Source organism: Pseudoalteromonas sp. NEC-BIFX-2020_015, from assembly GCF_012952265.1.
GTDB classification, from domain to species: domain Bacteria; phylum Pseudomonadota; class Gammaproteobacteria; order Enterobacterales; family Alteromonadaceae; genus Pseudoalteromonas; species Pseudoalteromonas neustonica.
Window position 1 is genome coordinate 100,965 of record NZ_JABCJL010000004.1, and the last position, 26,645, is coordinate 127,609.

Consider the following 26,645-nt stretch of genomic DNA (forward strand, 5'->3'; position numbering starts at 1 on the left):
TTAACTTTTCGTACCTGATACTTATGTTATTAAGTGTAATTTAATTTTAGGTGAGGTGTAGTTATCTTTTTAACTACTACTCATTAGGCAGCAATACAGTAGCAAGAACGCCTTGGGTTTTGTTCTTGTTTATTAAACTCAAGCTACCGTGATGTTGCTCTATTACGTTACGGCAAAAGCTGAGGCCGATGCCTTGGCCCTGTTGTTTAGTAGTGTAAAATGGCACGAATATGTTGTCTGGGTTGGCGAGCCCTTGGCCGTTATCATCAATGGTGATGCAGTTTACTTTGCCTTGATTATGCACGCCTAGTGCTATTTTTATGGGCGGGATGCTTGCTTCGATGGCATTTTTTACTAGGTTGATCATCACTTGGTGAATAAACGTGCGGTCGGCCTTAAAGGTTGTGGCGTTAGTCACGCAGCTAAATTTAACATCAGGATAAATAGCACATACTTGTTTTAAAAATGCAGCCGTGTCTATTTCAACTATATTGAGCGTCAGTGGTTTATTAATATCGCCATAGCGGGTGACAAACTCATTAAGATAATTACAGCGCTCACTTATTACATTAAGCGCTTGTACTTGGCGTGGCTCGGTGAGCTTCACGGCGAGATTTTCAGCCATAGCAGTAACAGGGGTGAGTGAGTTGCGAATTTCGTGACCGAGTACGCGAATAATTTGCTGCCATGCTTGCAGTTGGTTTTCGCGAAGGGCTGAGGTGATGTCGATCATAACAATAAGCTGATGACAGCTGCCTTGCTCTATAAATTCACTGTGACGTATTTGCCATTGCTGGGCTGTAATAACATCGCTAAATTGCCAATGTGCGCCTTGTTTTGTAAGCCCTAATTGTTCTGCGCTGGTGTAGCGTAAGGTTTGCCATTGTGTCTGTTTAAATTCACTAAACGCATTATTGGCATAGCTGAGTTTATTGTGTTGATCGAGCACCATGATCGGCACATTAAAATGCTCAATTAATTGATACACCAAAAACACATGCTGATCGTAGCGCGACTTCTTTTTAAATAACTCTTCACTTAAATCGATCAAGCTTTGTTGTAATTGGTGAATACTCCCTGCCTGATAGCTGGGCTTAACGAGTTGGTTGTAATCTTCGTTTAAAATGGCATCTAAGTGGGCGTGATTGCGGTTAAAGCTGTTGATCACTTTTTTGTAGGTACGAGTAAACAGTTTAAGGTAAATAGCTAAAAATAGACTTGAAATAACGGCAGAAGTAATAACAGGTAAAGCAAAATATTGGCCAATAAAATAGCAACCCAACGCCGCTAAAGTGCCACTTAACAGTGCAAAGCCAATTAAGCTGCGTTCAAGCGATGAGTGATAAAGGCTATTTATTTTTATACCGTTTGTCATGCCTTTTGTCATGCCTTTTGCCATCCAGCGATACCGTATTTCTCAAGGCGACGATACATAGATGATTTGCCTAAACCTAATAATTTTGCGGCGTTAGGAATATGCCCCTGAGTTTGTTTTAGCGCTAAATTAATTAGTTGGCGCTCAGCGTGCTCTAGTGTCATTAGTGGTAATGTGTTACTGCTTTGATTGCTTTGTAAATTTAAGTCATTGGCGGTCAATGTATCGGTTGCTGCTAGTAATATTGCCCGTTCAATTACATGGCTTAGTTCGCGTACATTACCTGGCCAAGGATAGTGATTCAATGCCTGTTTAGCGCATTCGCTTAGGGTAAGCACGGCGCTTGAGTATTTTTTAGCGTGTAAATTTATAAAATGCTCGCATAAAGGTACTATATCTTCTATTCGTTCACGCAGTGGTGGTATAACAAACTCCAACGTGTTTACCCGGTAGTATAAATCTTCTCTAAACTGGCCTTGATTTATCAGTGTGGCAATATCGCCATTGGTGGCGCTGATCAAGCGTACATTGGTTTTTTTAGTTTGACTCGCGCCAACCATCTCAAACTCTTGGCTTTCGAGTACCCGCAATAACTTTGCTTGTTGTGGTAGCGGTATATTGGCTATTTCGTCTAAAAATAAACTGCCGTTATCGGCCAGTTCAAAGCGGCCAATGCGTTCATTTTTAGCATCAGTAAACGCGCCTTTCTTATGACCAAACATTTCGCTTTCAAATAACGATTCAACAATAGCCCCCATATTCACCGCAATAAATGGTTGTGTATGGCGCGTAGACTGCTGATGAAGCCATTGTGCTAATTGGCTTTTACCCGTGCCATTTTCACCGGTTAGTAAAATGTTGGCATCGGTTTTAGCTACTTTAGCTAACTGGCTTATCAGCTGTTGCATCGCGTGTGACTGATACACAAATGTAGGCGAGGTATGATCGTTAAGCTGTTGCTGCAATTTTTGGTTTTGTTTATTTAACTTTTTAAGCGTGAGTTGCTGATCGAGCAATTTTAATAAACGCTGGTTTTGCCATGGTTTTTCAATAAAATCACATGCACCTAGTTGCATAGCGCGCACCGCCAGATCAACGCTCGACCACGCAGTCATTGCAATGACGGGAATATCTAATTGTTGTTTATGTAAGTGCTTTAAAAACGCCATGCCTTCGTTACCTGAAGTGGTGTCGCGGGTAAAATTCATATCAAGCAAAATAAGGTCAATCGCTTGGCTGTCTTCAATTAGTGTGTGTGCTGTAAAAGGCGAGTCGCATTCGAGCACCTGATAGCCGTTATCTTCTAAAATAAAGCGCGCGCTTAGGCGGATTTCAGGGCTATCTTCGATGATCAAAATAGTGGCAGACATAAACTTCCAAATAGGTGAATAAGCGCAGGATGATTGTAGCGTATAGCGATTTCTATGCCAGTGATTTTATTTTTGTATTTCAGCTTGTTAGTTACTTAGGTTTTATTTCATCATGTGTTTTAGTCCGATTATGGACTATTTGAGTCCGGTTTTGGGGTTGCTGTTTTGAGCATATTGAAAGCGCTAGATCATAGCCAGTTTCAAACTGGTACTGGGTAGTCCGGTATCGCAGCTCTATAAGGGTTTTTAAATAATGTAAATTTATAATGCTATGTATTTATTAGATTTTAATGTTGGCATGTGTTTCGCAATAGCTTAAACATACAAAGCATAACGCGGTGAAATATGGACATAGCAAAAACAAAAGTAGTAAAGCAGTTATCGCTTTGGCATAAGTTAATTTTACTACTGGCTATTATTTTAATTGCAGGAGTGATTTATCAGCGCAGTAGCCAAGTAGGGGTGTCTGTGGCGCGCAGTAATATAATTGTCGCTAATGTACGTCAAGGCGCGCTTGCGGTTACAGTTACAGGTTATGGCGAGCTTAAATCAGCGCAGCAGCAATTGCTAACGGCAAAAACACCCGCCACAGTACAGGCTATTTTATTAAAGCCCGGTGCAATTGTGACCAGTGACTCGGTAATAGTGCAATTAGCCAATCCAACACTTGAGCAGCAACTTGAAAGCGCCCAACAAGAGCTTAATAAACTCAACGCTAATTTACGCCAGTTAAGGTTAAATAATACCCGCGAACTTTTAAATGAACGCTCTCATGTAGCACAAAGCCATGCCGCTTACGAAAATGCTAAATTACAATTAAAAGCTGAAACAAGTTTAGTTGAGCAGGGTATTGTTTCAACGCTTAATTATCAACGCAGCGTGCTAGACGAGCAACAACTGAGCCAGCAATTAGTGATAGCCAAGCAGCGTGCTGAGCAACTAAAAGCCGTGCATATAGAATCTGAAAAAATTCAGCTTGAGCAAATAAAGCAGCAACAAGGTTTAGTGGGTATGGCACAAACACAATTGGCTAACTTATCTGTGGTGGCTGGGATGAATGGCGTATTACAGCGCTTACCAGTAGAGCTTGGGCAAAGTGTAAACGCAGGGCAAGAAATTGCGCTTATCGGCTCGGTTGATTCACTCATTGCGATTATTCAAGTACCACAAAATCAAGTGGATGATATTCGATTAGGGCAGCTAGCAGAAGTAGATACACGCCGCGGTATAGTAACGGCAAAGGTAGCACGTATAAGCCCGGTGGTGATCAACAATACAGTAGAGGTAGAATTATCTCTGCCTAAAGAACTTCCTGAAAATGTCAGGCCGCAATTAACAGTCGATGCCAACATTAATGTCGCGCAGCTCAAAAACGTGACTTATATTGAGCGCCCAGCAAATGTAAAACCGCACACTGAAACAGCGCTGTATCAGGTAAACGCACAGCAACAAAGCGCACGCTTGGTTAATATAAAATTTGGCCGCGAAGCTGGGCGCTTTATCGAGATACTTAATGGCGCAAAGTTAGAACAACAACTAATTATTTCAGATTTAACCAACCTTACTCGCAGCAATAGCGAAATCTTAATTAACTAATGAACAGGATGAAAATAATGACAGAGCAAAAAATAACGCACCCCCAAGCCGATGTCGTATTAGCAATGAAGGGCATTAGTAAGGTATTTGAAACCCAAGAACTACAAACCTACGCACTGCGCAGTATTGATTTGTGTATTTATCGTGGTGAATATTTGTCGATATCGGGACCATCTGGCTGTGGTAAATCAACATTACTTTCACTATTGGGCCTACTTGATATGCCAACCAGCGGCGAGTATTTAATTGAAGGGAAAAATGTGTCGGCGCTTTCGCTTAATCAAGCGGCTGAAATTCGTAATGCAAAAATAGGATTTATTTTTCAATCATTTAATTTAATTGACGAGCTAAGCGTGTTTGACAACGTAGCGTTGCCATTGCGTTATCATCAGTCTAAGCCGAGTAAGCAAGTAATTGCTGAAAAAGTAAAAGTGTGCCTTGAAAAAGTAGGGCTGGGGCATCGTATGAGCCATAAACCGAACCAGTTATCGGGCGGTCAGCAACAACGCGTGGCGATTGCGCGGGCGTTGGTGGTTCAACCCGCAATCCTGTTAGTGGATGAGCCAACGGGTAATTTAGATTCAAAATCGGGCGACCAAGTAATGCAAGTTCTCAGTGAGCTAAACGCTGCAGGTACCACTATTTGTATGGTCACACATGACCCGCGTTACGGCGATATGGCCACTAGGCAATTAAAGTTATTAGATGGCGAAATGCTCGGTGCAGTAAATACCAATGAGGCGTTAAGCGCATAATAAACAGCTAATTTAGTGAGAACTTTATGCAATACTTTTTGCAAACAGCGTGGCAAAACCTAAAACAAAAACCACTGTTAAATACCAGTTTTGTATTAACGGTAGGCTTAACACTTGCGGTACTTATTTGTGTTATTACTTTGGCGTATAACGTTATTTTAAAGCCATTACCGTACCCAGATCAGTCGTCACTTTATAAAATAGAACAACAACAAATAAAGCAAAATGGCGCAATTGATAATAGTGCATTCACTTACCCAGGTGTACTTGATGTTTATAATAATCAAAGTGAGTTTGGTGTGGCAGCCCTTAATTATTATGACGAGGCTATTATTAGCTCGTTGCCAAACCAGCCTAAAGTTTTTGTGAGTTATGTTACCCCGCAGTGGTTTGACTTACTCGGTTGGAAAATGCACCTAGGGAGCCCTTTAAGCCTAATTAATGACACGACCGCTTTAGATCAACAACTGCCTCAAGCGGTGATTAGTTATCAGTTTTGGCAGCAACATTTTGCTGCAAATACCGACGTGATAGGCAAAACCTTAACCGTTGGAGGGAGCCATTTTAGTGTCAGCGGTGTACTTGACGAGTTTGCTCATGAACCGCAAATGCACCGACCTTCACAAACACGAGAGGTATGGCTGCCGTTTAGTTATAACCCACGTAAAGATCAAACGCAGAGCTGGGCTGGTATCAGCCCAATGATAGCTATGCTAGCTAAATTAAACACTAATATTGACCCTGCACAACTTGCTTTAAAGCTTGCACAGCGCGCTAATCAACTATGGCTGCCACAAGTGACCGAGCGTGCCTTTTTAAAAGGTTGGCAGCTTAATATGCAAGTAACGCCATTACACACAGTTATTTTAGGCGACAGTAAAACTATTTTACAGGTGCTTATTGCAGCGTCAGTGGGTTTACTACTGATTGCCTTAACAAACGTAGCTAATTTATTGTTAGCTAAATATCAGCTGCAAAGTCACACCATTGCTATTCATCATGTTGTTGGGGCAAAAACACAGCATATTTATATGCGTAACTTAGTGGATATTGTGACTTTGTTGATCATTGCTAGTTGCTTGGCGTTAGTATTTGCACAATTAGCGTTAATGCTGATAAAAGCACAGTTTGGCGAGTTTTTACCAAGAGTGAATGAGCTTGCGCTCGGCTGGGTTTCTTATTTTACAGTTGTATTATTTGTGGTGTTTGCGGGTGCTATTTTAGCAAAGGTGAGTACGCCACATTTAAATTATGGGCAACTTCAATCACAATTGAGTGGCTCAGGAAAAGGGCAAAGTAGTCAAATTAACAACGTCAAACGCCAAGTATTTATTGTTTTACAGATCACTTTTGCCAGCGTGCTGATGTTTGCGTCAACACTGGTAATAAACGACGCGCTTAAAAAAGTAAATCAACCACTGGGTTTTGCTGTGGCTGATCGTTATAGCTTATCAGTAGAAGCCGTAGGCGCGCAGCCAATAAGCCGCGAGCAAAGTAAAGAGTTTGTACAAGCAACCGTTAACGCACTCAGTAGCCTGGCGGGTGTTGAGGCCGTATCGCGGGCGCGCTCGCCATTTGCACACCATTGGGGCTGGCCAATAAACGATGTAAAACGCCAAGAGCGATACACCAGCTTTATAAATCTAGCCGACGAACACAGCTTTTCATTACTTGATTTACCACTGCTTTCTGGGCGCAACTTTAATCACCAAGAGCTAATAGACGGCGATTCAGGCATTGTTATAAATCAATCGTTTGCTCATTATCTAAGTCCAGAAGGCAACGCCGTAGGCACGCGTATTACACCAACACAGCGTGAGTTTACAGTGATTGGCGTGGTTGCAGACAAACACTTACCTAACATTGATGGCGAGCGATTTGTAATGTATCAAGCCTCAAACCCTGGGGCACTTAATTTTTTAATTAAAACGAAAGCAGGACAAACAAATACCGAACAAACAATAACAAGGCAACAGCTATTAAGTGTGCTTAATAACATTGATAGCCGCTTAGCAATTAGTGAATTTATAAGCCTTGAACAGCAACATGCGCAGCAGCTTAGCCATAGCAAGCTCGCACTCTATGGTGCAATTAGCACCGCCGTAAGCGCATTGTTTATTGCCGCAATTGGTTTGTATGGTGTGCTAAGTATTAGCTTACAAATACGGCTTACTGAAATTGCTACGCGAATGGCTATAGGTGCTAAGCCTTATCAGGTTGTGCTATTAATGCTGTTTGATCATGCCAAGTACCTGCTGTTTGGCTTTGTGAGTGCCTTTACCATTGTGTTAGCTATTGTGTTTACAAAAATAGGAATTTTTAACTTAACCACAGCCTCGTTAGCAAACCCATTAAGTGCTGCTTTAGGCGGGTTTACTTTACTGGTTATTACCTTACTAACTTTTATGACTATTGTGCTGGTAATGCAAAAATACGTCACTAAGCCGGTTAATCAATTACTAACGGGGGCACAATAATGAGCTACAACCTTAAAAGTGCCGTTGCTAATTTAATTAATCATCGAGTTTATAGCCTAAGTGTCATTACAACATTAAGTGTAGTGTTAGCTGCATTAATTACCGTACTCACACTGGCTTATATTATGCTGTTAAAACCGCTACCGTATCCTGACCAAGCGCGTTTAGTCAAAGCTGAATACGCTCAAATTGACCAAACAGGCACGCTCAATACCCGCGCTTTTAATTACCCAGCACTAATTGATTTATATAAAAATCATCATCTTTTTGAGCAAGTGGCATTGGTGTATTACGCAGAACAACGCTTAGATGATGTGGCGGGCTTACCCATAGTAAACACCTCATTTGTTACCCCGCAGTGGTTTGATATGTTCGCCATTAAGCTGCATTTAGGGCGTGGTTTTACGCAAACCGAAGCCCTTGATAGCTTTAACCCCGTTGCAGTTATAAGCTATCAAACTTGGCAAAATGACTTTGCCGGCAAAGATAATATAATAGGCCAAACACTGAGCGTAGGTGCTCAGCAGTTTAAAATTATAGGTGTGGCAGCGGCTGATTTTAAATCGCCTGCACTGATCAAAACGGGGCAAACCACCGCTGTGTGGCTCCCGTGGGATTACAATTTAACCTCAGCAGAAGCTAAGCCGTTTTGGTGGAACCGTTATTCGCGCAGTCATTTTGTAGCCAAATTACCAAGTAATATAAGCCTTGAGCAGGCAAGTAAAACGTTATCGCAGTATGTGGATAACGTATGGCAGCAGCATATTGATACAGAAGCATTTTTTGCAGGTTGGCATATCGAGCTTGAGCTAAACACCTTGCAAACAGTGATTTTAAAAGAAACGCCACAAAATATTTATTGGCTTATTTTAGCCGTAGCTGGTTTGGTTATTATTGCCTGCGTAAATATTAGTAATGTGTTTATAGTACGAACCGCAGCGCGCAAACATACATTAGCACTGAGTGCGGCACTGGGTGCAACACGGCTTACTTTGTTTAAGCAATTTTGGCTAGAGGTTGCCTTACTCATCGCTTTGGCAAGTAGCATTGGGCTTGCGCTCGCGGCGGTTTTTTTAGCAACTATAAGCGATTTTGCCATGGCAATATTACCGCGCGCTAATGAACTTTCTATCAACGCAGTATCATTTCTTATCACACTGTTTAGCGGTTTAATATTAACCACGCTGTTCGCCTTTTTATGTACGCGAATTATAAATTATCAACAATTAATTGGCGGTTTAAAATCAGCAGGTAAAGGTACAGCAGTGCAGGTAGGTAAGCGCGTATGGCAAGGCTTGGTCGCCTTTCAAGTAGCGGTGGCGTGTACATTATTATTTATTAATTTTTTAGTCTTTAACGTGAATCAAACCAATATTGACGATGCTTTTACAGTGCCACTTGATCAACTAATCAGTCTAGAGGTTAATTTAGCAAGCCATGTAGCGGCAGATAGAAACCAAGCAAATCAATTATTAAATCAAGTAGCTAACGAGATTGCTTTATTGCCCGAGGTTAGGCAAGTAAGTCGTTCTTCATCACCGATTAACGATAATTTAATTACCTGGTCATTGGTTGAGGTGGCAAGCAATCAAAGCGTATTACCCTATGGTAAATCAGTTGATGCACAGTATTTTTCATTACTTAAACAACCCGTGTTACAGGGGCGAGGTTTTACAAACGAGGATACTAAAAGCAATACAAAGGTCATTATTATTAATGATGTGTTTGCAAAGCAGCTATCGCCAGATGGCAATGCGTTAGGCAAGCGGCTAAGTTTTGATATGACTTCAGGGCGCGAGAATGACCTGACAATTATAGGCATAGTCAAAGCAATGCCCATTCCAGGGCAAAGCAAGGCACAACCAAAAGCGTTTTTAGCACGTAAAGGCTATCGTTCATTTATTGTAGCGCTTAAGCAGGGCCAGCAATTAACAAAAAATACGCTTAATACGTTATTGCAAAATAGCAACTCAGGGTTGTCGGTGCATCAGTTAGAGCCGTTAAATGCACAGCGCGACACGGCACTGTTTCGCCATTATGTGGTATCGGCCACAACGCTGATGATTATCGCAGCAACCATTGCCCTAACCAGCATTGGTTTGATAGGCATTATGCGTTACTCGGTATTGTTACGCCGCGCTGAAATAGGCATTCATTTATGTATTGGCGCAAAGCCACTGGCATTGTTTTTGTTGGTATTTAAGCAAAATGGCAGCGCAATAATAGCGGGCATAATACTGAGTATTACGTTACTGCTGACCTTACAGCAACCATTGCAATTCATTGCTGGTGGCATACCACAAATTATACAGTTTGGTATGTTATTTATGACGTTATTGTTTGTAATTAGCCTCGGTGCACTAGCGTGTTACTTACCTTTAAATGCCCAGCTAAAACGCCCTGCAATTTACGGTGTGCAAGGGCGAGCTGAGTAATGTAGCTGCTCAACAAATAAAAGAGTAACAAATAAAAGGGTAGTCATAAAAAGGCAGGTAAAGTGAACCTGCCTTTTTTGTTTTTTAAAATACGTCGCACCCTAAAATATTACTATTCAAAGCATCCGCATAGGTTGAGTTGAGTACCACTAAACCCAACGAAATTCACAACAAACTATCAAAGTAACTAAACAAAGGGGCAAGTGATCTGCCCCTCTTTTTCTTGAAATGAGCGACTTAACTTCATACCTCAAACCATACTCTCCCAGAATGTTTTACCGATTTTCGAATTAAATAAAGCTTAACAGACATTTTGAATGTGAAGAGTACTGCGCATTTTTTGTATCACTAAAACAAGGGTAAATCGTACCCTTAATTTAATAGGGAGGGGGGGATTTCGATACTAAAATTCTCGGTATGTAATTAGTTTTAATTCTCGCTTTGTATTTTGCGCTGGTCGTAACTTATTGATTTTATTTTAATGTACGTTATTTATTCTCGGTTAACAAAAATGTCGGTTCTTGATTAAGTAAATTCTCGGTATGGTAGTGCTAATTTTTGTTGTCATCGTCATCATAAATTAGTAAGTTAATAATATTATTATAAATTTTAATGCGTATTTACGTGAGTACGGCCACTTTTAGCAAAGTGTTTATCGGTATTCTTGGTAAAACGCTGTTAGCTCCCAAGAGAGTCTTTACTTTTAATTAAACAAAGGACGTTATGCTTGAGAAATGTAAGCTATGCCTTAAACATAGCAATTTATGCAAATCGCACGCAATTCCAGATTCATTTTTTAAAAAAATTTTTAGATCCAACAATGGCAAAGCTATAGAGTTGTCCTCAGTTGAGAATGAAGAAATTAAGCATTCACAGGATAGCAGGGCTTCAACGCAGTTATGCGAAGGGTGTGAACGAAAACTTAATCAACACTACGAAAGTTACGGTATGCTTGTACTTTCGGGGAAAAAGGCTTTAAAAAGCCAAGATGAATCAGGCATTATCCTATCAGACTTCAACACTAGAAAGTTCAGAGACTTTTTAGCGTCAATTCTTTGGAGAATGAGTGAGTCATCGCACCCAAGTTTTAGCAATGTTAATCTTCCTCCAAAAATACAGCAAAGTATCAGAAGTGGGCTTAATACGAAAACTGAGCTCTCAAAAGGCACATTTTTAGTAAGAGGCTTTCGCTTGATAGATAGTACTGAAAATGGTTTTAGTGAAAAAGATCTAAGAGATTTTATAGTAAGTCCATTCGTAAGAACTGATTATAGGCTTAATCATAACCAAATTGGTCAAGCTATATGTTTTTGCTTTACGGGTTTTCTTTTTGAGTTTTTTATTAGTGCTCGTCCAACTAGTAAAGAGTATCACCAAGATTTTATTGGGTTTAATAAAAAATGCTATAAATTCTGCTTTCAAGAAATTACAGAAGTTCCTAAATTATTTGATTTAATGTTACTGAATTTCGCTAAGCAAAAAGAAGGCTTGTCACGTATTAAGAGCTAACAAGGCCGTTAAACCAAGGACACAAAACAGCAGGCTTGAACAACAAAGATGACACCCATCCTAAAGTTTGTATTTTCTATATTTTGCACTAACTTTTAATTGGTTTAAAAAATAAACAGGTTGTCCTATGGCTATCGCAAGAAAGCGTCAAATAAGTTTGGTTGATACAAAATACTATCATTGTATTTCTCGCTGTGTACGCCGAGCATTTTTATGCGGTGAAGACTGTTTTACAGGGAAGTCTTATGAGCACCGCAGAGGTTGGGTTGAAGAGAAACTACTGAGTCTAGCCAAGGTATTTTGTATTGATGTGTGTGCTTATGCTGTAATGAGTAACCACACGCACTTAGTGCTCTATGTTGATGATAAAAAAGCAAAGAGGCTGAATGATAAAGCGATTGTTATTCGTTGGCACAAGCTGTGTAAAGGCACCGTACTTAAGCAAAGATACATACAAAGTGAAAAGCTAAGTAAAGCTGAACTTATCTTTTTTAATCAAACAGTAAAACAATACCGTGAACGGCTAGCAAGTATTAGCTGGTTTATGCGATTATTAAATGAAGATATTACTCGTAAAGCGAATAAGGAAGATAACTGTACAGGACTATTCTGGGAAGGCCGCTTCAAGTCACAAGCGCTTCTTGATGAAGCATCATTGGCAGCCTGTATGGCATACGTTGATTTAAATCCTATCAGGGCCAGAATGGCAAACACGCCAGAAGAGTCATCACATACGAGTGTTCAAAAACGATTAGAAAGCGCAAAAGACGGCAAACAACCAAAACATCTAATGCGCTTTGCAGGTATGTCAAGGCAGCACATGCCAAAGGGCTTACCATTTGAGTTAAAATCTTATTTAGATCTTGTCGAGTTAACAGGTCGTTGTATACGAGAAGATAAGCGCGGTTATATAGATAATACTCATTCACGGTTATTGGAGCGGGCAAATATCTCAGCAGATAATTGGTTAAAACTCACGACCCACTTTACACGGGTGTTTGATGGCGCAGTCGGGAGGCCAACATCGCAGGAGGGATACTGTGAAGATTTAAATAGAAAGCGACGAGCAAACGTGAGTAATTGTGAAAAGCTATTAGCATAAAATAGAACGATATAATAAACCATCAAAAGCAATTCAAGAACTGCGAATTTGCAGCCTTATATGTTTAAAATTCAGTATTCAGCGGACATTAGTCACGTTATTTATTACAAACAACATTTCCTCGAAAAGTAATTGCGGGCAGGTAGTTTTTTGCACGGTTAAGTTTGATGATTGCAGCATTTATTTATAAGGGTGTTAACTTTGTTCCTACCCTTAAATCTTAATTTATTTTCAACTAGCTAAATGTGGTGGTCTATTTTATAAGCGGTAATGTAAAAGGATTATTTATTATTTACACCGATGATTATTAACGCTATGGTACCCAAAATGGACAAAGCAATCCAAATGGACTAAGCGGTATTAATTATTATGAAAAAAAGACACATAACCCTTCTGATTTTTTTAAGTTTGATGCTCGGGGCTTGTGGTGGTGGTAACTCATCCCCTAAAAAGTCCCCTCCAGTGATTGTTGAACCAGAGCCAGATCCAATTTCTGACACTCCGCAACAGCTTTTAAAGCCGCAGGTTGATGACTGGCTCACTAAAAAGATAACTCAGTTAAACGCGTTGAACTGTGAAACTGATAATAATGATGAAGCTTGTGAAAAGGTTATTTTAAAATTTTCAGACGGTGAGTTTTCACCAGAAAAGTCAGATCCAAATCAAACCATACTTATTTTGGATTCGGGGCTTGAATTTTCTGCTACTGTTCGTTACCGCAGTCGGGTGAAAGCCGCGTTTAAAGAAGCTGATACAGGATATTATCAACAAAATGATGTGGTTGATTACGATCCTACGTTTGAATTACCCACGTTTGTTGTTGATACGTTAAAAGAGATTGACAACTTTACCGATGAAAATCAACAAGCACGTTTCATTCCCGCAGTGTGGTTAACGCCTTTAAACACGATATTTGATGAATTATATCCTTTTTCAAATTATCAAGCATTTATCGGTCACGGTGGAATACCTTTTACTTATTTGCTGGAACATAACCCGTTAGCTGAATTGGTTATTGCACCACAACCCGAGTTTTTTAAACACAAAACTGATTTGTTTTGTTATCCCAATAAAACAGAAAATGGACAAATTACGACTAATTTACAAAGATTAACTAAGCATATTAGTAATGTTTCAACTGATTTTAAACAAAATGTTTTGGACAAACATGGTGTCGAATACATCAATTATTCAGGTGGTTATACACTGGAAAGTATCGCAAGTTTATGGACGGAATATTGTAGTTTACCGCAGCCGTCAACAACAGTAAAAAAGGCGTTATTTGATACTTTACGACCATTTTATGAAATGCTGTTTAATTCTCAGGGCGTGTTTGGTTTTCAGGCAACCGGACTTAATATGTCGGTAGATAATAATGCGCTTGATATTGAGAAGTCTTATATTAATAGAATGTTGGTAGGGGATTTTAGTTCATTAGATTCAAAGCTACCCAGCACAGGTATTATTAATGATGTAGCAGCACCTGCACTGCAATCTGCTCGGGGTAACTCCAAACAATGGATAGATGTATTTATTAACTTTGGTATCATCCCTATTCGCCCATTTCCTTATAATAAAACGCCAGTAATGCAAACGGATATGTTGGGTTTAAATTCCTATCCTATTTCATCAATGACACCTTCTTGGGCCAGCCCTGTTGCGCTATCAAGAGCGATACATATTAAGAATGCTGAATTTCCAGGTAGCGTGCTTGATCATTTGGTTATTGAGCAAATCAAAGAGAAGATGACACCGCAAACATGTAACTACAGTAATTGGGCACTTTCTGAGTATGAAGGTAAGTGTAAAATGCAAGATCCTTTGCTTTGGCGTCAACATGAAGTTTATCGCTTGAATTACTTAGATTAGGAGCGTCTGGTACTTTACATTTAAATAAATTAGTTAGGACATATATGTTCTAGCTAGTTTATTTAACTTTAGTTCCTCTTATAAATCACCATGTACTACCATGAGAAATTATGAAAAACGTTAGATTTTTAGTGACTATATTAAGCTTTGTTGTATTAACAGGTTGTTCAAGTACAAAATTAATAGTTGAACGTAGTTACACCTACCAATTGTCAGATGTATTTACTCAAGAGGTTATTGATGAAGCGAGCGTTCCAGAAAAAGGGATGTCTCTATTCAAAGCAAGGCTAGAAGCACAAATGAGTCAATTTGGACTAAGCACTAGTAATGATGCTAATAAGAAAATTGAAATTACCTTCATTGATTATAAAATGAGGCATGGCGCAGCCAGAGCGTTAGGCGGTTTCATGGCTGGAACAGATAATATTTCAACGATAGTTGTTATTAAGGATGTAAAAAGCGATGAAACTATCGCTAGGTTAAAGGTTACGTCAAGAAATAAAGCTGCAGTAGGGACATCAAAGGGACTTATTGAGGATCATGCAGATAAAATCGTAACATATATTAAAACAGGGAAGTATTAAGTCGGAGGCCTTTTTATATGTTGTGTAAAAACATTAAAAGTCACCAGAAAGATCTGATACATATGGCATGTTAGTATACTCAGTGTGAATTTCGTACTGATTTGGATGGCTTATGGATTACAAAACATTTTTACCAAGTAAAGATATAGCCTCTTTTGTTAATTTTTTCTGGACACTCGAGGTCTCTCCAGAAGAAAATTCAGAAAAGCAGAGAATTGTACCTGATGGAAGTATTGAATTGGCTTTCATTTTAGGTGATGACATTAAAAGGTACACTTCAGATAATCATTACATAATTCAACCACGTGCAATGGTACTTGGGCAAACCGTTTCCCCTTTTTATATTCAACCGACAGGTTATGTTCATACCTTTGCTGCCAGCTTTTTACCTTATGCTTTTTCTAATTTCGTTTCTGAACCCATCAATAATCTAAAAAATAAAGAAACATCAATTTATGAATTGTTTGAAAGCAATGAATCAGAGGAGCTAGAAAAAAGTATTATTAAAGCTCTAAACACAAGTGAAAGAATTGAAATACTTGAAGCATTTCTTTTTTCAAAACTTAGTAATCCGCGAACTATTGAAAATGTTGTAAAAGCAACCGTTGAGATTCTCTTTTCGAACAATGGCAATATACCCATTAACAAAATTATAAGTTCAGCTCCCAATCAAAAACGACAATTAGAAAGAAAATTTTTAGATATAGTTGGAGTTAGCCCTAAGAAGTTGAGTAAGCTTATTCGCTTACAAACTGCTTTGAAGTTATTAATTAATCATGACGAAAGCCTTACTAATATAGCGTACAAATGCAATTACTATGATCAATCTCATTTTATTAAAGACTTTAAAGAGTTTACAGGGGTAAAGCCGCGTAACTTTCTTGGTGACAAAAGTATGGCTCTTTCTTTGCTTTTCTATAAATAAACGGCCCTGTCGTTTTTTTACAATTTATTATGCTTTCCTATGCCTATATTGAAAATGTGGTCGTTCGAAGAAATACGAGTGAGAACGTTCCCATCAATAATAGTGTTAGTGACTCGGTTTACTGACTGTAAAACGTAAATAATAAGGAGAGTGAAATGCAAAGTTTGGCATCGATTTTTGAGATCCCTGCGACCGATTTAGATCGCGCTGTAAAATTTTATAGCAACATTTTTACTTTAACCATCGAAACTATGGATATTCCAGGAATGAAGATGGGGTTATTTCCATATAAGGATCAATCTACGGTTGGTATCATTATTCAAGGAGAAGGTTATTTACCCTCTACTGCTGGCCTTACATTGTATTTAAATGCAGGTGAAGACCTACAAGTCGTTTTATCTAAGGTTGAAGTGTATGGCGGGAAAGTACTTGTATCCAAAACATCCCATGCGGACGAAAGTGGCTTTTTCGCATTGTTTATAGATACCGAAGGAAATAGACTTGGTTTACATTCACCTAACTAAGTAGTTCATATTTTAGACTGTTTAAATTTGATAAGGGCATTAAGAAGATGACGTTAAGAAAGTGGAGCTAAAAAGCCTCCCACTTTTAATACTGTAAATTTAGATATTTAATTCGGGGAATGGCTTTATGTTGTGTATATACCCAAGCCACCTCAAGATGCAGTTTCAGTTGGAGTTAAAAGCGATTCAGGCAAGGCATTGATTGCAAATAATGGTTGTTCCCTTGTTAAAATCAATAACGCAGTATAAATCGCTTTTAAACCAACCCGTTGGGCGTTTCACAGGCGCTTACTCTCATCGTTGTTACTTCTTAAAAGGGACTGCCATTATTGCAAAGTAACGCCTTGATATTAAACACTTGTGAAACGCTGAAGTCTGCATCTTGAGGTGGTTTGGGTGTACAAGGCGTATCTATTATCAATAAATATTAGGGCTGGATGCGTTACTATAATTGGAATTAAAGGCAATAAAAGAGCTTAAATCAGCTTTTATTGCCTTGTAGTTGGTCGTGCTTAAAACACTGAGCGAAATGAAGAGCGTCCAGATGAGCGACGTTCATTGCGACGACTACGCATGCGGCTGTGTAGTTCGCGACGTTTTGCGTCTAGCCATTCATCACGAGTAACGGTTGCGTTACCATTGCGGCTTTCTTCACGGCTACGATAGGCGCAAAACTCTTCAAATGCTTCAACATCGTCACTGAACTCGCCAGCAACCAGTTCAATCATAATCGCGTCATCTAAAAAGCCTAGTACGGGAATATGATCAGGCACTAAATCTTCAGGATCACTAAAGTAAGCCAACGCACTTAATATTTCTACGCGTTCTTCTTCAGGGATTTGCCATTCAGTATCTTCAATCATTGCGATAAATGTTTCTAATTTTTTGATGCGAAGGCGTACAAACTCAGGCACATTGTCTATTATATTTGAGCTGATTTTTTTAGCATTATTAATTATTACCTGCTCACTTAGTAATTTAGCGCCCTGTTGTGCTTTACGCATCACATCGCGAAAGTGCTCTAAATCGGTATCTGATAATTCAAACTTAACTTCAAACGCCATTATAATTCTCCTGTATTGGCTATATGGTCACAGTAAATAATCGCTATGACAGACAACATTAACATTAGCTTATTGTCATTGTTGAATTTAGCAGATCCTTTGGCAGGCAGCACGTTTAATAGTTGGTTTTTTATAAATTATTTGTAATTTACATGTTACATCGTGCTATTGTTTTATGTATTACTTAATTGATAGTTTAAATAGTCATAGTGAGCTTATGTCTCAAGAAAATCAGGTAGTGAATATAAATAGTTCACTTTCTTCACAAGAAGAAGTCTCCGTTATTAATGATAGTGAGGCGGTGGCTCAAACGCTTTGTGATAATTGCCACCAATCAGTTGAGGGGGCATTTTGCTCTAACTGCGGGCAGTCGCTCGACTCCACGTTAAAGTATTTTTGGGTGGTTATTTTACATCTACTCGATGATATTTTTAGCTTTGATTCCCGTGCCAGTCGTACTTTATGGCCGTTAATATTTCGCCCCGGTTTTTTAACTAATGAGTATTTTTCGGGCAGGCGAGTGCATTACGTGCCGCCACTGCGTTTATATTTATTCATTAGTATTATGTTTTTTTTAACTCTAAAATTAACTGTTTCTGGAGAAGACCAACAAACGATTGAAATGAATAATAACAAAGCTGCTATTACTCAAGTTACAGAGCATATTAAAACGCTTAATGAAAAAAAATTACAAGCTCAGCCGACACCAGATAATAAAAATATAGCGAGCATTGATGCCGATTTAGCGAGGTTTAATCGCTACCTTGATGATTTAAAGCTTGATATTTCTATTGCTGAAAATGCCAAACTGGTGAGTACGACTCGACAGCTTGCTACCATAGAGCTTGAGCGCGCTAATTTAGGTACAGATGACAAAAGTAATAGCATTACTATTTCAAATAGTGCTGATGGTAGTTTGTCATTTGATTTTTTATCCGATGAAAGTAATAAGAAGCTTGATGATTCTGCTAAAAAATTAGCAGAAAAAGCGAAGAAAACGTTTACCACGGATACTAATCGTTTAATCAATGAAGTATTAGGAAAACTACCACAATTAATGTTTGTACTTTTGCCTATATTTGCGCTGTTACTTAAGGTGATTTTTATCTTCTCAAAGCGTCTTTATATGGAGCACTTAACTGTGGCACTGCATAGTCATAGCTTTATTTTTGTCAGTTCATTATCAATTGATCTGTTAGATGTAGCACATGATCATGTTAAGGCACTGGGTGGTGGGTTTGCTACTGCTGCGGCGAGTATTTTAGGATTCATTGGATTTGCTTTGCTGATATGGATACCTATTTACTTGTTTATAATGCAAAAACGTATTTACAAACAAGGTTATATATTCGCTTTTTTCACTTATGGTTTTGTTGGTATTATCTACTTTATATTAATGGCATTAACGACGGTTGTGGCAATTGTTTGGGGTTTAACCGAAATTTAGACTTTAAAATAAATAATAAAAAGAACCGGTGTAATCTTTGTGCACTTAGTATTATTAACCCTAATACCACTTAATTGCGCGTGTTTTAGGCGAGCAATCAGTGGTAAAGGTAAATACACACAAGCTTTAGCTATCTTAGAAAGTAACTTGTAGCCTCGAAATATGGCTAATTTTTATAACCTTATATTACTCATATCGCAGTGCGTTAATTGGTCTTTCCTTAGCTGCAATGGCTGATAGCGAGCCAACTGTTACCCATGCAATCACGAATGCTAATAATGCTGCTAACACAAACGGGAATATCGACAAATCAACACGGTATACAAAATTATTTAACCATTGCTGCATGATAAGGTAAGCGATAGGCCAAGCTATAACGTTGGCGATTAATACCTGCTTTGAAAACTCTTTATTAATCAGCATTACAATATCAAATACCGAGGCGCCTAATACTTTACGAATGCCAATTTCTTTAGTCCTACGCTGGGTTGTAAAAGACGCCAGACCAAACAACCCTAAACACGCAATAAATATGGCGAGTAATGAGAACAGGTTAAATACAATAAATTCTTTGTCTTCTTGTTGGTACATTTGTTCGAATGTCTCTTCTAAATAAGCAAGTGATATAGGTTGCTCAGGGATTAAAGTTGCCCACGTTTGCTCAATAAAGTCGCGAACTTGAGTTGCATTTTTGTCGTACTTAATTGACATTGAATAGCCCGCGTCGCTATTTAATAAATGATAAGTGGGGCTAATCTCAGTTTTTAGCGATGAGAAGTAATAATCAGTTGATACACCCACAATCGTTGCAATGCTTTCTTTGCCGTGGCGTCCGGCGAGTACTTTAAATTGCTTACCTACCGCTTCTTGCGCACTAAATCCTAAACTTTTTGCCGCCATTTGGTTTACTACTACAGAAAAGGCGGGGGCTGGATTTTCGTCACTTGGTTGCTGGTATTTATCTGCAGGAAAATCAAGACTAAAGCTGCGACCGCTTATAATATTGATGTTGTAACCAGTAAAGTAATCTTCATCTACCGATAATACTGGCATCATCTGAAATACATTTGTGATTGGGTTTATAAGACCAAAAGAGTCGGTTAATGTGCCTGTAGGAAAACGTGAGCTGGCAGTTACATTAATAATGTTGGGGTGTGATTGCAGCTGAGTTTTTAATGCATCACGTTTACTGCTCGCTTCGTTAGTATATAAACCTCTTATTACAAAGGTGTTCGACTTATCATAGCCAAGCTCGATGTTACGTGCGTAGTTTAGCTGTGAACTGGCAACTGTGGTCGCAACAATTAAAATAATTGCCACACTAAACTGAAATACTACTAGCCCTTGGCGAAGGAGTGCCCCAGCTTTACCTTGAGTTACTTCGCCTTTGAGTACCTTTGCAGGTTTAAATGCACTTAAATAAAATGCGGGGTAGGCGCCAGAAATAACTCCAATCACAAGACCCAATAATAATAAAGTGAGTAGGAGTGTGCCATCTAAATAATTAAAGCTCAGTGTTTTGCCAATAAAGCTCGCAAACATGGGTAAGCTTGCTTCAACTAACGCCATTGCAATAAATAGCGCAATATAACAAAGCATGATTGCTTCAATCATAAATTGCGCAATCAGGCTGTATTTTTTAGCGCCTAAGGTTTTACGAACCCCCACTTCTTTGGCGCGTTTGGTTGCGGTTGCAGTAGAGAGGTTCATAAAATTAACGCAGGCAATTAATAGGATCAGCGCAGCGATAATACTGAACGAATAGACGATATTTATGTCACCATTGTTTTTAAGTTCACCATACAAATTTGATTTTAGGTAAATATCAGTCACAGGTATTAAGGTGTAATGCAAAGAGTCACTGGTGTTAGCCCGAATGTGATTGTCTAAAAAATCAGGGATTTTTGCTTCAAGTGCTGCTACATCAGTAAGTGGCGCTAACTTAAAATAGGTCGAATAGTTAAAGCTTGGGTTTTGATCCCAGTTTGGATTATTCAAAAATGCAGGCGCTGTGCTCATACTAATGAGTGCAAATACATCTAAGTGGGTACGTTTAGGTAAATCCTTGATAACACCCGTTACTTTAAGTGAAATACGGTTTGCTAATATTAATGTCTCACCTACCGCATTTTGATTTGAAAAATGTTTCTGGGCGGCAGATTCAGTTAGAACAATTGAATTAGGTGCGCTTAATGCTGTAGCACTATCCCCTTGGAGTAATTCTAATGAGAAAAAATCAAGGGTATTACTATCAGCCAGTAGTATGCCGTCATCGCTAAAGTGCTGGGTGCCGTAACCTAAGGTTGCACCTATTTCGCGAAGGCGAGCAGCTTCAATTATCTCATCAAAATAAACACTAAAACGCTCAGCGTTATACACAGAGCCCGGAGCAAAATTTTGCTCTGGGGAGCCCGGTACAGTTAATTTTAACGAAGTACGGTAAATGTTGTTATGATCTTCAATAAAGGTGTCGTAGCCAAGCTCCGACTCTACAAAAATAGCCATGCTAATACAAATAGCAAGGCCGATTGCTAAACCTAAAATATTAATACTTGAATATAGCTTTTGTTTTAAAAGGCTTCGATAAGCGATGGTTAAGTAATTACTAAGCACTACGCGCCTCCTGCATATTCTGAGATACAATATGGCCGTCTAATACGTTGATCACGCGGTGTGCATAATTAGCATGATGATCAGAGTGAGTGACCATGACGATGGTGACTCCTTCACGGTTTAATTGCGCTAAAAGTTGCATCACTTCTTCGCCGTTTTTAGAGTCTAAATTGCCAGTTGGCTCATCGGCAAGCAGCATTTTTTGCTCAGCAACTATCGCTCGTCCTACTGCAACTCTTTGTTGTTGTCCCCCTGATAACTGCTGCGGGTAATGATCTTTACGATGGGCAATATTTACTTTTTCTAAAATAGCTAATACGCGTTGGTCGCGTTCTTTTTTGCTAATTCTTTGGTAGACCAAAGGGAGTTCAACATTTTCAAATACGGTAAGTTCGTCAATTAAGTTAAAACTTTGGAAGATAAAGCCAATGTTGTCTTTGCGAATATCAGCTAATTTGTTTTCGGTAAACCCACTGATGTCCTTGTCGTCAAAAATATACTCACCTTGGTCTATGTGGTCTAACATACCGACAATGTTCAGTAAGGTTGATTTACCTGAGCCAGACTGGCCCATAATAGCTACAAACTCACCGCGTTCAACGGTTAAAGATACACTGTCTAGGGCGTAGGTTTCGACCGATTCAGTTCTAAATATTTTGCTGATGTTGTTAAGGTTGATCATGGCAATTGCCCTTAATTTATTAATTTGATTGATTCTATGTTTTTATAATTGCTGTAGCTTGAGGTGATCACGCGATCTCCTACATTTAAGCCCGACAGCACTTCAATGAATTTATTATTTATTTGGCCAAATTTTACCTGTTTTTTAACAGCCACTTGGCTACCTTCTTCAATGACAAATACCCACTTGCCCGCAGTATCTTGGTAAAAACTACCATTTGAAAGCATAGTGGCAGGCTTTGCATCAGCGAGTAGTAACTCCATTTGCAAGCTTTGCCCTCGACGAATACGCTGTGGCAATAAGTCATTAAAGGTTAAATCAACTTCAAAACGACCATTTGATACTTCAGCGTAAACCTTGCTCAGGGTTAAGGTATAGGCTTGTCCAAGATGAGTAAGCGTGGCAGTTTGCCCCGCAAAAACTCGGCCAAGGTAGAATTCATCAATAAAAGCGGTGACTTTATATTCATTCATAATGTCAACTTGGCCAAGGCGTGAACCGCGTGCTTTAGATTCTCCTAACTCGGCATTAAACGAGGTCAGTTGGCCATCAATAGGGGCTTTGATTATCAAGCTTTCAAGGTTTTTACGTGCAAAGCGTAGATTTTTATTTAGCTGGCTCACACTGTCTTCAAGTTGTGCTATTTGCGTCGTTCTTATTATTTCATCCTGATCTTGTTGTTCTACCACAAGCGTACGGCGATCTTTTAAATACAGTGTTCTATCAATCACTGTTTTTAGCTCATCTTGTGAAACAAGGTTGTTTGCTACCAGTTTTTTGTGTTGCGCCATTTTTCGCTCGCTTTGCTTAATTTCAAAGTCGAGCTCTAACAAATTGCGTTTTAGGTTTAGCCTATTTTGGTCAATGGCCAAACGGGTATTGTGTAAGTTGTTAAGCTGTTCTGAGATCTGTGCTTCACGGGAAATTACATCTAGCTGTAAACCTGTGTTACTCAAAGCGAGGAGCTTATCGCCTTTTTTAACGATTGCTCCTTCTTCAACAAAGCGTTGCTCTACACGGCCGCCTTCAATAGCATCAAGAAAAACTGATTTACTGGGGGTGATATTACCCCGTAATGGGATCATATCGCTAAATTCACCTTTTACCACAGTGCTAACTTTTACCTTGTCGCTTGAAACGTTATACCGACTACCACTGCCACTGACCGTATTGCTTAACAGAAAGTAGCTAATTGCCACGGCAGGCAAGGCCAACCACCAGAGTTTAAAAGTACGTTTTTTTTTAATCTGCTTATCCATAACTACCCATCTAAAACTCAACGTTGGTATAGATATAACAAGTTGTGTGCCAAAAAATATAACTCTTATAAAACATGTTGTTACTGTTTTTTTTACTAATTTAAAAAATAAAGGTGTAAAAAAATTAAACACTTGATGTACGATATCGTACAGTTCGATTGAAGGAATAACCCATGAGCCTCTCAGATAAAGCAGTTTTAGTGGTAGACGATAATGCCGAAATTTTAATTGCCACTAAAATGCTATTAAAACAGCACTATAAAAAAGTAATGACGCTGGATAACCCTCACGATATTGCGCAAGCTTTTGCCAAACAGTCTTTTTCTTTGGTTCTGCTTGATATGAACTTCACCCGTGACTCAACCTCAGGCGCAGAAGGCTTTTACTGGTTGAAACAAATTAAAGCGCTTGATGAAGATGCCGTGGTTGTGCTGTTTACCGCCTTTGGAGATATGTCGATGGCAGTTGAGGCCATTAAGCTAGGCGCTAGTGACTTTGTACTTAAGCCTTGGCAAAATGAAAAGTTACTGGCGACGGTGGCCAATTGTATTGACTTAAGTACACAGCGACAAAAAACGAAAAAGCTTAATCAAATAGCCCAATTGTCGCTTGCAGCACAGAATCGCCCATTTGAAAACCTGATTGCAGCAAGTCCCGCTATGGAGCAGGTTTTTACAACCATCGAAAAAGCAGCAAAAACAGATGCTAACGTATTGATTTTAGGTGAAAGCGGCACAGGTAAAGAGGTGATTGCACGGGAGTTTCATAAACATTCATTGAGAGCAAAAGACACATTTTTATCAGTTGATATGGGGACTATCGCAAGCTCGCTTTTTGAGAGTGAGTTGTTTGGGCATACCAAGGGGGCTTTCACTGACGCCAAAGAGAACAAACAAGGGCGATTTGAATTGGCCGATATGGGGACTTTGTTTTTAGATGAAATAGCTAACACTCCCTTAGAATTACAAGGCAAACTGTTAACAGCCATTCAAAATAGAGTGATCACTCCCGTTGGTGGCAGTAAACAAATAGAGATAGATATTAGGCTTATTACTGCCACTAACGTGAACCTTTACGATAGGGTGCGCGAAGGTAGCTTTCGACAAGATTTGCTCTATCGAATCAATACCGTTGAGATCACACTTCCGCCACTGAGAGATAGGCCACAAGACATTCCATTACTGGTTGAGTTTTATACTCACTTATACAGTGAAAAATATAAGCTTCCTGTAAAGAGTATTAGTGATAACACCTTAGATGAATTATTTACCTATGCATGGCCTGGTAACATTCGAGAGTTGCAACATTTAGTTGAGCGGGCGGTTATTTTATCAGATGGTAATCAATTACATTTTCAGCTTGCAAATACACAACACAGCGAAGCAATAGCACTTAAACCGATTACTTATAATTTAGCGGAGATTGAACAAATAACTATCGAGCAGGCGCTTGCTGATTTTAAAGGCAACATCAGTCATACAGCTAAAGCACTGGGGATCACCCGTCCTTCTTTATATCGAAAAATGGAGAAGTACGGTGTTTAATAAAACCAGCTATCATGTATTAACACTATTTATTGTTGCATTAATATTCAGTTGCTTAGGTTTGTATGGTGTGTTTTTTAGTCATGCAATATTACTCAGTACCATCTCCTTTATGGCTGCGTTAATTTGTGTGGGCTTGACCTTAAAAATATTTTATAAACAACAGGCGCAATTTAATGAAGTTATCAATGCGCTTAAGTATCAAGATAGCAGTTTTAGACTGAGTGCAGAGCATACACTGGGCGCTAAAGAGCAAGCAATTTGCAACGATCTCATTCAGCGTGTTCAAGCCGATAAATTCCAACAAGCCGAACAAGTCGCGCTTTTTGAGACCATGCTGCAACACGTTGATGCAGGTGTTATCCTCACTAAAAATCAGCGCGATATAGTGGTGTGTAATAATAGTGCAAAGCAAGCATTGGACATTCGTAATACCAACACGGTCAACGAACTTATGGCATCACTGCCTGTCCTCGAGCTGGCAAAGCAGGGAGAGAGTGTTGCAAATGATATGTTGTTTAAATACCTTGCCTTTACCTATCATAATAACCAATATGAATTATGGCTGTTTACGGCCATTTCTCAACAAATAGAAAGCACCCAAATAGACGCTTGGCAAAAGCTGATTCGCGTTCTTATTCATGAAATAGGTAATTCAGTTGCACCAATACATTCATTAGCAAACACGCTTGTCACTATCACTGAGCAGCAGCTCGTCCATGAATTGGCAGATCAAGATTTAGTAGATGACTATCTACAAAGCCTTAATGCGATTGGTATTCGTAGCCAATCTTTGTTGGGTTTTGTGGAAGACTACCGGAAGTTGACCCATGTACCGCATTTAGATTTACAGCCAATATTAGTTCAGGATCTTTTTGACGATTTGCAGCCTTTGATTAACGCTCAGTTATTCGACTGCGATATTACATGCAACTTTGAAATTGAACCTAAGCAGCTTAGTATCTCGGTTGATAAAAAAATGTTAGAGCAAGTGCTTATTAACCTGCTAAGTAACGCAGTAGAGGCCCTAAAGCTGAGTTGTAAGCCTGAAAAAACAATATCGATTTCGGCAAAAATTAATCGCTATGGCAAAAGTGAGATTAAAATTAACGATAATGGCGATGGCATAGAATCAAGTGCATTAGAGAAAATTTTTATCCCCTTTTTCACCACCAAAACAAAAGGCTCAGGAATTGGGTTGGCGTTGAGCCAACAAATAATCCATCGTCATAAAGGACGGATAAAGGTCGAGTCTGAAGTTGGTTTGGGGGCTAGTTTTACGTTGGTTTTATAATGGGGGATTATACCCAAAACGCATCTTGAGGTGGCTTGGTATATAGGTCGATCATTTAGATGACGATCATTGAGATAGTAACCATCTCAGATGCTGTAATAGTGATAAGTATTGAATCTGCACTCTTCAAATAAAAAGCTTACCTAAAACATTCAAGCGACAGCTTTTTTAACCTCAAAAACTAACGCTTATAGTGCGATAAGGCAATAAGGCAATTCTCA

General features: G+C 39.1%; 19 protein-coding genes. 13 read left to right on the forward strand and 6 right to left on the reverse strand.

Features of this window, described 5'->3' with window-relative positions:
* Positions 1-76: 76 nt before the first annotated feature.
* Both HH219_RS04535 and HH219_RS04540 read right to left on the reverse strand, forming a co-directional pair.
* The gene (locus HH219_RS04535; protein ID WP_249118450.1) at positions 77-1,387 is read right to left on the reverse strand and encodes an ATP-binding protein; all 1,311 of its coding nucleotides are present in this window, start codon (positions 1,385-1,387) and stop codon (positions 77-79) included.
* On the reverse strand, positions 1,384-2,745 hold the full coding sequence (locus HH219_RS04540; RefSeq protein WP_169326758.1) for a sigma-54 dependent transcriptional regulator: 1,362 nt from the start codon (positions 2,743-2,745) through the stop codon (positions 1,384-1,386). Before HH219_RS04540 ends, HH219_RS04535 begins: the two co-directional genes overlap by 4 nt.
* Before the next feature lie 345 nt (positions 2,746-3,090).
* Between HH219_RS04540 and HH219_RS04545 the strand changes: the two genes are divergently transcribed.
* The 10 genes from HH219_RS04545 to HH219_RS04590 all read left to right on the forward strand — a co-directional run bounded on the left by HH219_RS04545 (position 3,091) and on the right by HH219_RS04590 (position 16,521).
* Positions 3,091-4,341 carry an HlyD family efflux transporter periplasmic adaptor subunit gene (locus HH219_RS04545; RefSeq protein ID WP_169326759.1) on the forward strand — a complete coding sequence of 417 codons (1,251 nt, stop codon included), beginning with the start codon at positions 3,091-3,093 and terminating at the stop codon, positions 4,339-4,341.
* A gap of 17 nt (positions 4,342-4,358) precedes the next feature.
* Positions 4,359-5,096 carry an ABC transporter ATP-binding protein gene (locus HH219_RS04550; RefSeq protein ID WP_169326760.1) on the forward strand — a complete coding sequence of 246 codons (738 nt, stop codon included), beginning with the start codon at positions 4,359-4,361 and terminating at the stop codon, positions 5,094-5,096.
* 26 nt (positions 5,097-5,122) lie between these two features.
* Positions 5,123-7,573 carry an ABC transporter permease gene (locus HH219_RS04555; RefSeq protein ID WP_169326761.1) on the forward strand — a complete coding sequence of 817 codons (2,451 nt, stop codon included), beginning with the start codon at positions 5,123-5,125 and terminating at the stop codon, positions 7,571-7,573.
* Positions 7,573-10,008 (forward strand): ABC transporter permease, encoded by a 2,436-nt coding sequence (locus tag HH219_RS04560; protein ID WP_169326762.1) that lies wholly within the window; start codon positions 7,573-7,575, stop codon positions 10,006-10,008. The genes HH219_RS04555 and HH219_RS04560 overlap by 1 nt, the downstream gene beginning before the upstream one ends.
* Before the next feature lie 723 nt (positions 10,009-10,731).
* Positions 10,732-11,517 carry a hypothetical protein gene (locus tag HH219_RS04565; RefSeq protein WP_169326763.1) on the forward strand — a complete coding sequence of 262 codons (786 nt, stop codon included), beginning with the start codon at positions 10,732-10,734 and terminating at the stop codon, positions 11,515-11,517.
* Positions 11,518-11,644: 127 nt separating this feature from the next.
* Positions 11,645-12,619: a transposase gene (locus tag HH219_RS04570; protein ID WP_169326764.1), complete on the forward strand. Its 975-nt coding sequence runs from the start codon at positions 11,645-11,647 to the stop codon at positions 12,617-12,619.
* Positions 12,620-12,988: 369 nt separating this feature from the next.
* Positions 12,989-14,488, forward strand: a complete 1,500-nt coding sequence (locus tag HH219_RS04575) for a hypothetical protein (protein WP_169326765.1) — start codon at positions 12,989-12,991, stop codon at positions 14,486-14,488.
* Positions 14,489-14,598: 110 nt separating this feature from the next.
* Positions 14,599-15,072 (forward strand): DUF4410 domain-containing protein, encoded by a 474-nt coding sequence (locus HH219_RS04580; RefSeq protein WP_054455302.1) that lies wholly within the window; start codon positions 14,599-14,601, stop codon positions 15,070-15,072.
* Positions 15,073-15,184: 112 nt separating this feature from the next.
* A complete protein-coding gene (locus tag HH219_RS04585; RefSeq protein ID WP_169326766.1) occupies positions 15,185-15,997 on the forward strand; it encodes an AraC family transcriptional regulator in 813 nt (270 codons plus the stop codon).
* A gap of 155 nt (positions 15,998-16,152) precedes the next feature.
* Positions 16,153-16,521, forward strand: a complete 369-nt coding sequence (locus HH219_RS04590; RefSeq protein WP_054206213.1) for a glyoxalase — start codon at positions 16,153-16,155, stop codon at positions 16,519-16,521.
* A gap of 512 nt (positions 16,522-17,033) precedes the next feature.
* Here the strand turns inward: HH219_RS04590 and HH219_RS04595 are convergent.
* Positions 17,034-17,585: a YkvA family protein gene (locus tag HH219_RS04595; RefSeq protein WP_169326767.1), complete on the reverse strand. Its 552-nt coding sequence runs from the start codon at positions 17,583-17,585 to the stop codon at positions 17,034-17,036.
* Positions 17,586-17,802: 217 nt separating this feature from the next.
* Between HH219_RS04595 and HH219_RS04600 the strand changes: the two genes are divergently transcribed.
* A complete protein-coding gene (locus HH219_RS04600; RefSeq protein ID WP_169326768.1) occupies positions 17,803-19,032 on the forward strand; it encodes a DUF3667 domain-containing protein in 1,230 nt (409 codons plus the stop codon).
* Positions 19,033-19,218: 186 nt separating this feature from the next.
* Here the strand turns inward: HH219_RS04600 and HH219_RS04605 are convergent, their stop codons facing one another.
* Genes HH219_RS04605 through HH219_RS04615 form a run of 3 tightly spaced genes read right to left on the reverse strand, consistent with a single transcriptional unit; the run spans position 19,219 to position 23,586 of the window.
* Positions 19,219-21,645: an ABC transporter permease gene (locus HH219_RS04605; RefSeq protein ID WP_169326769.1), complete on the reverse strand. Its 2,427-nt coding sequence runs from the start codon at positions 21,643-21,645 to the stop codon at positions 19,219-19,221.
* Positions 21,638-22,327, reverse strand: coding sequence for an ABC transporter ATP-binding protein (locus HH219_RS04610; protein WP_169326770.1), 690 nt, complete (start codon positions 22,325-22,327; stop codon positions 21,638-21,640). Before HH219_RS04610 ends, HH219_RS04605 begins: the two co-directional genes overlap by 8 nt.
* Before the next feature lie 11 nt (positions 22,328-22,338).
* The gene (locus HH219_RS04615; protein ID WP_169326771.1) at positions 22,339-23,586 is read right to left on the reverse strand and encodes an HlyD family efflux transporter periplasmic adaptor subunit; all 1,248 of its coding nucleotides are present in this window, start codon (positions 23,584-23,586) and stop codon (positions 22,339-22,341) included.
* Positions 23,587-23,759: 173 nt separating this feature from the next.
* Here HH219_RS04615 and HH219_RS04620 point away from each other — a divergent pair, with 173 nt between their 5' ends.
* Positions 23,760-25,130, forward strand: coding sequence for a sigma-54 dependent transcriptional regulator (locus tag HH219_RS04620; protein ID WP_169326772.1), 1,371 nt, complete (start codon positions 23,760-23,762; stop codon positions 25,128-25,130).
* Positions 25,123-26,424, forward strand: coding sequence for an ATP-binding protein (locus tag HH219_RS22385; RefSeq protein WP_349251606.1), 1,302 nt, complete (start codon positions 25,123-25,125; stop codon positions 26,422-26,424). The genes HH219_RS04620 and HH219_RS22385 overlap by 8 nt, the downstream gene beginning before the upstream one ends.
* Positions 26,425-26,645: the final 221 nt, after the last annotated feature.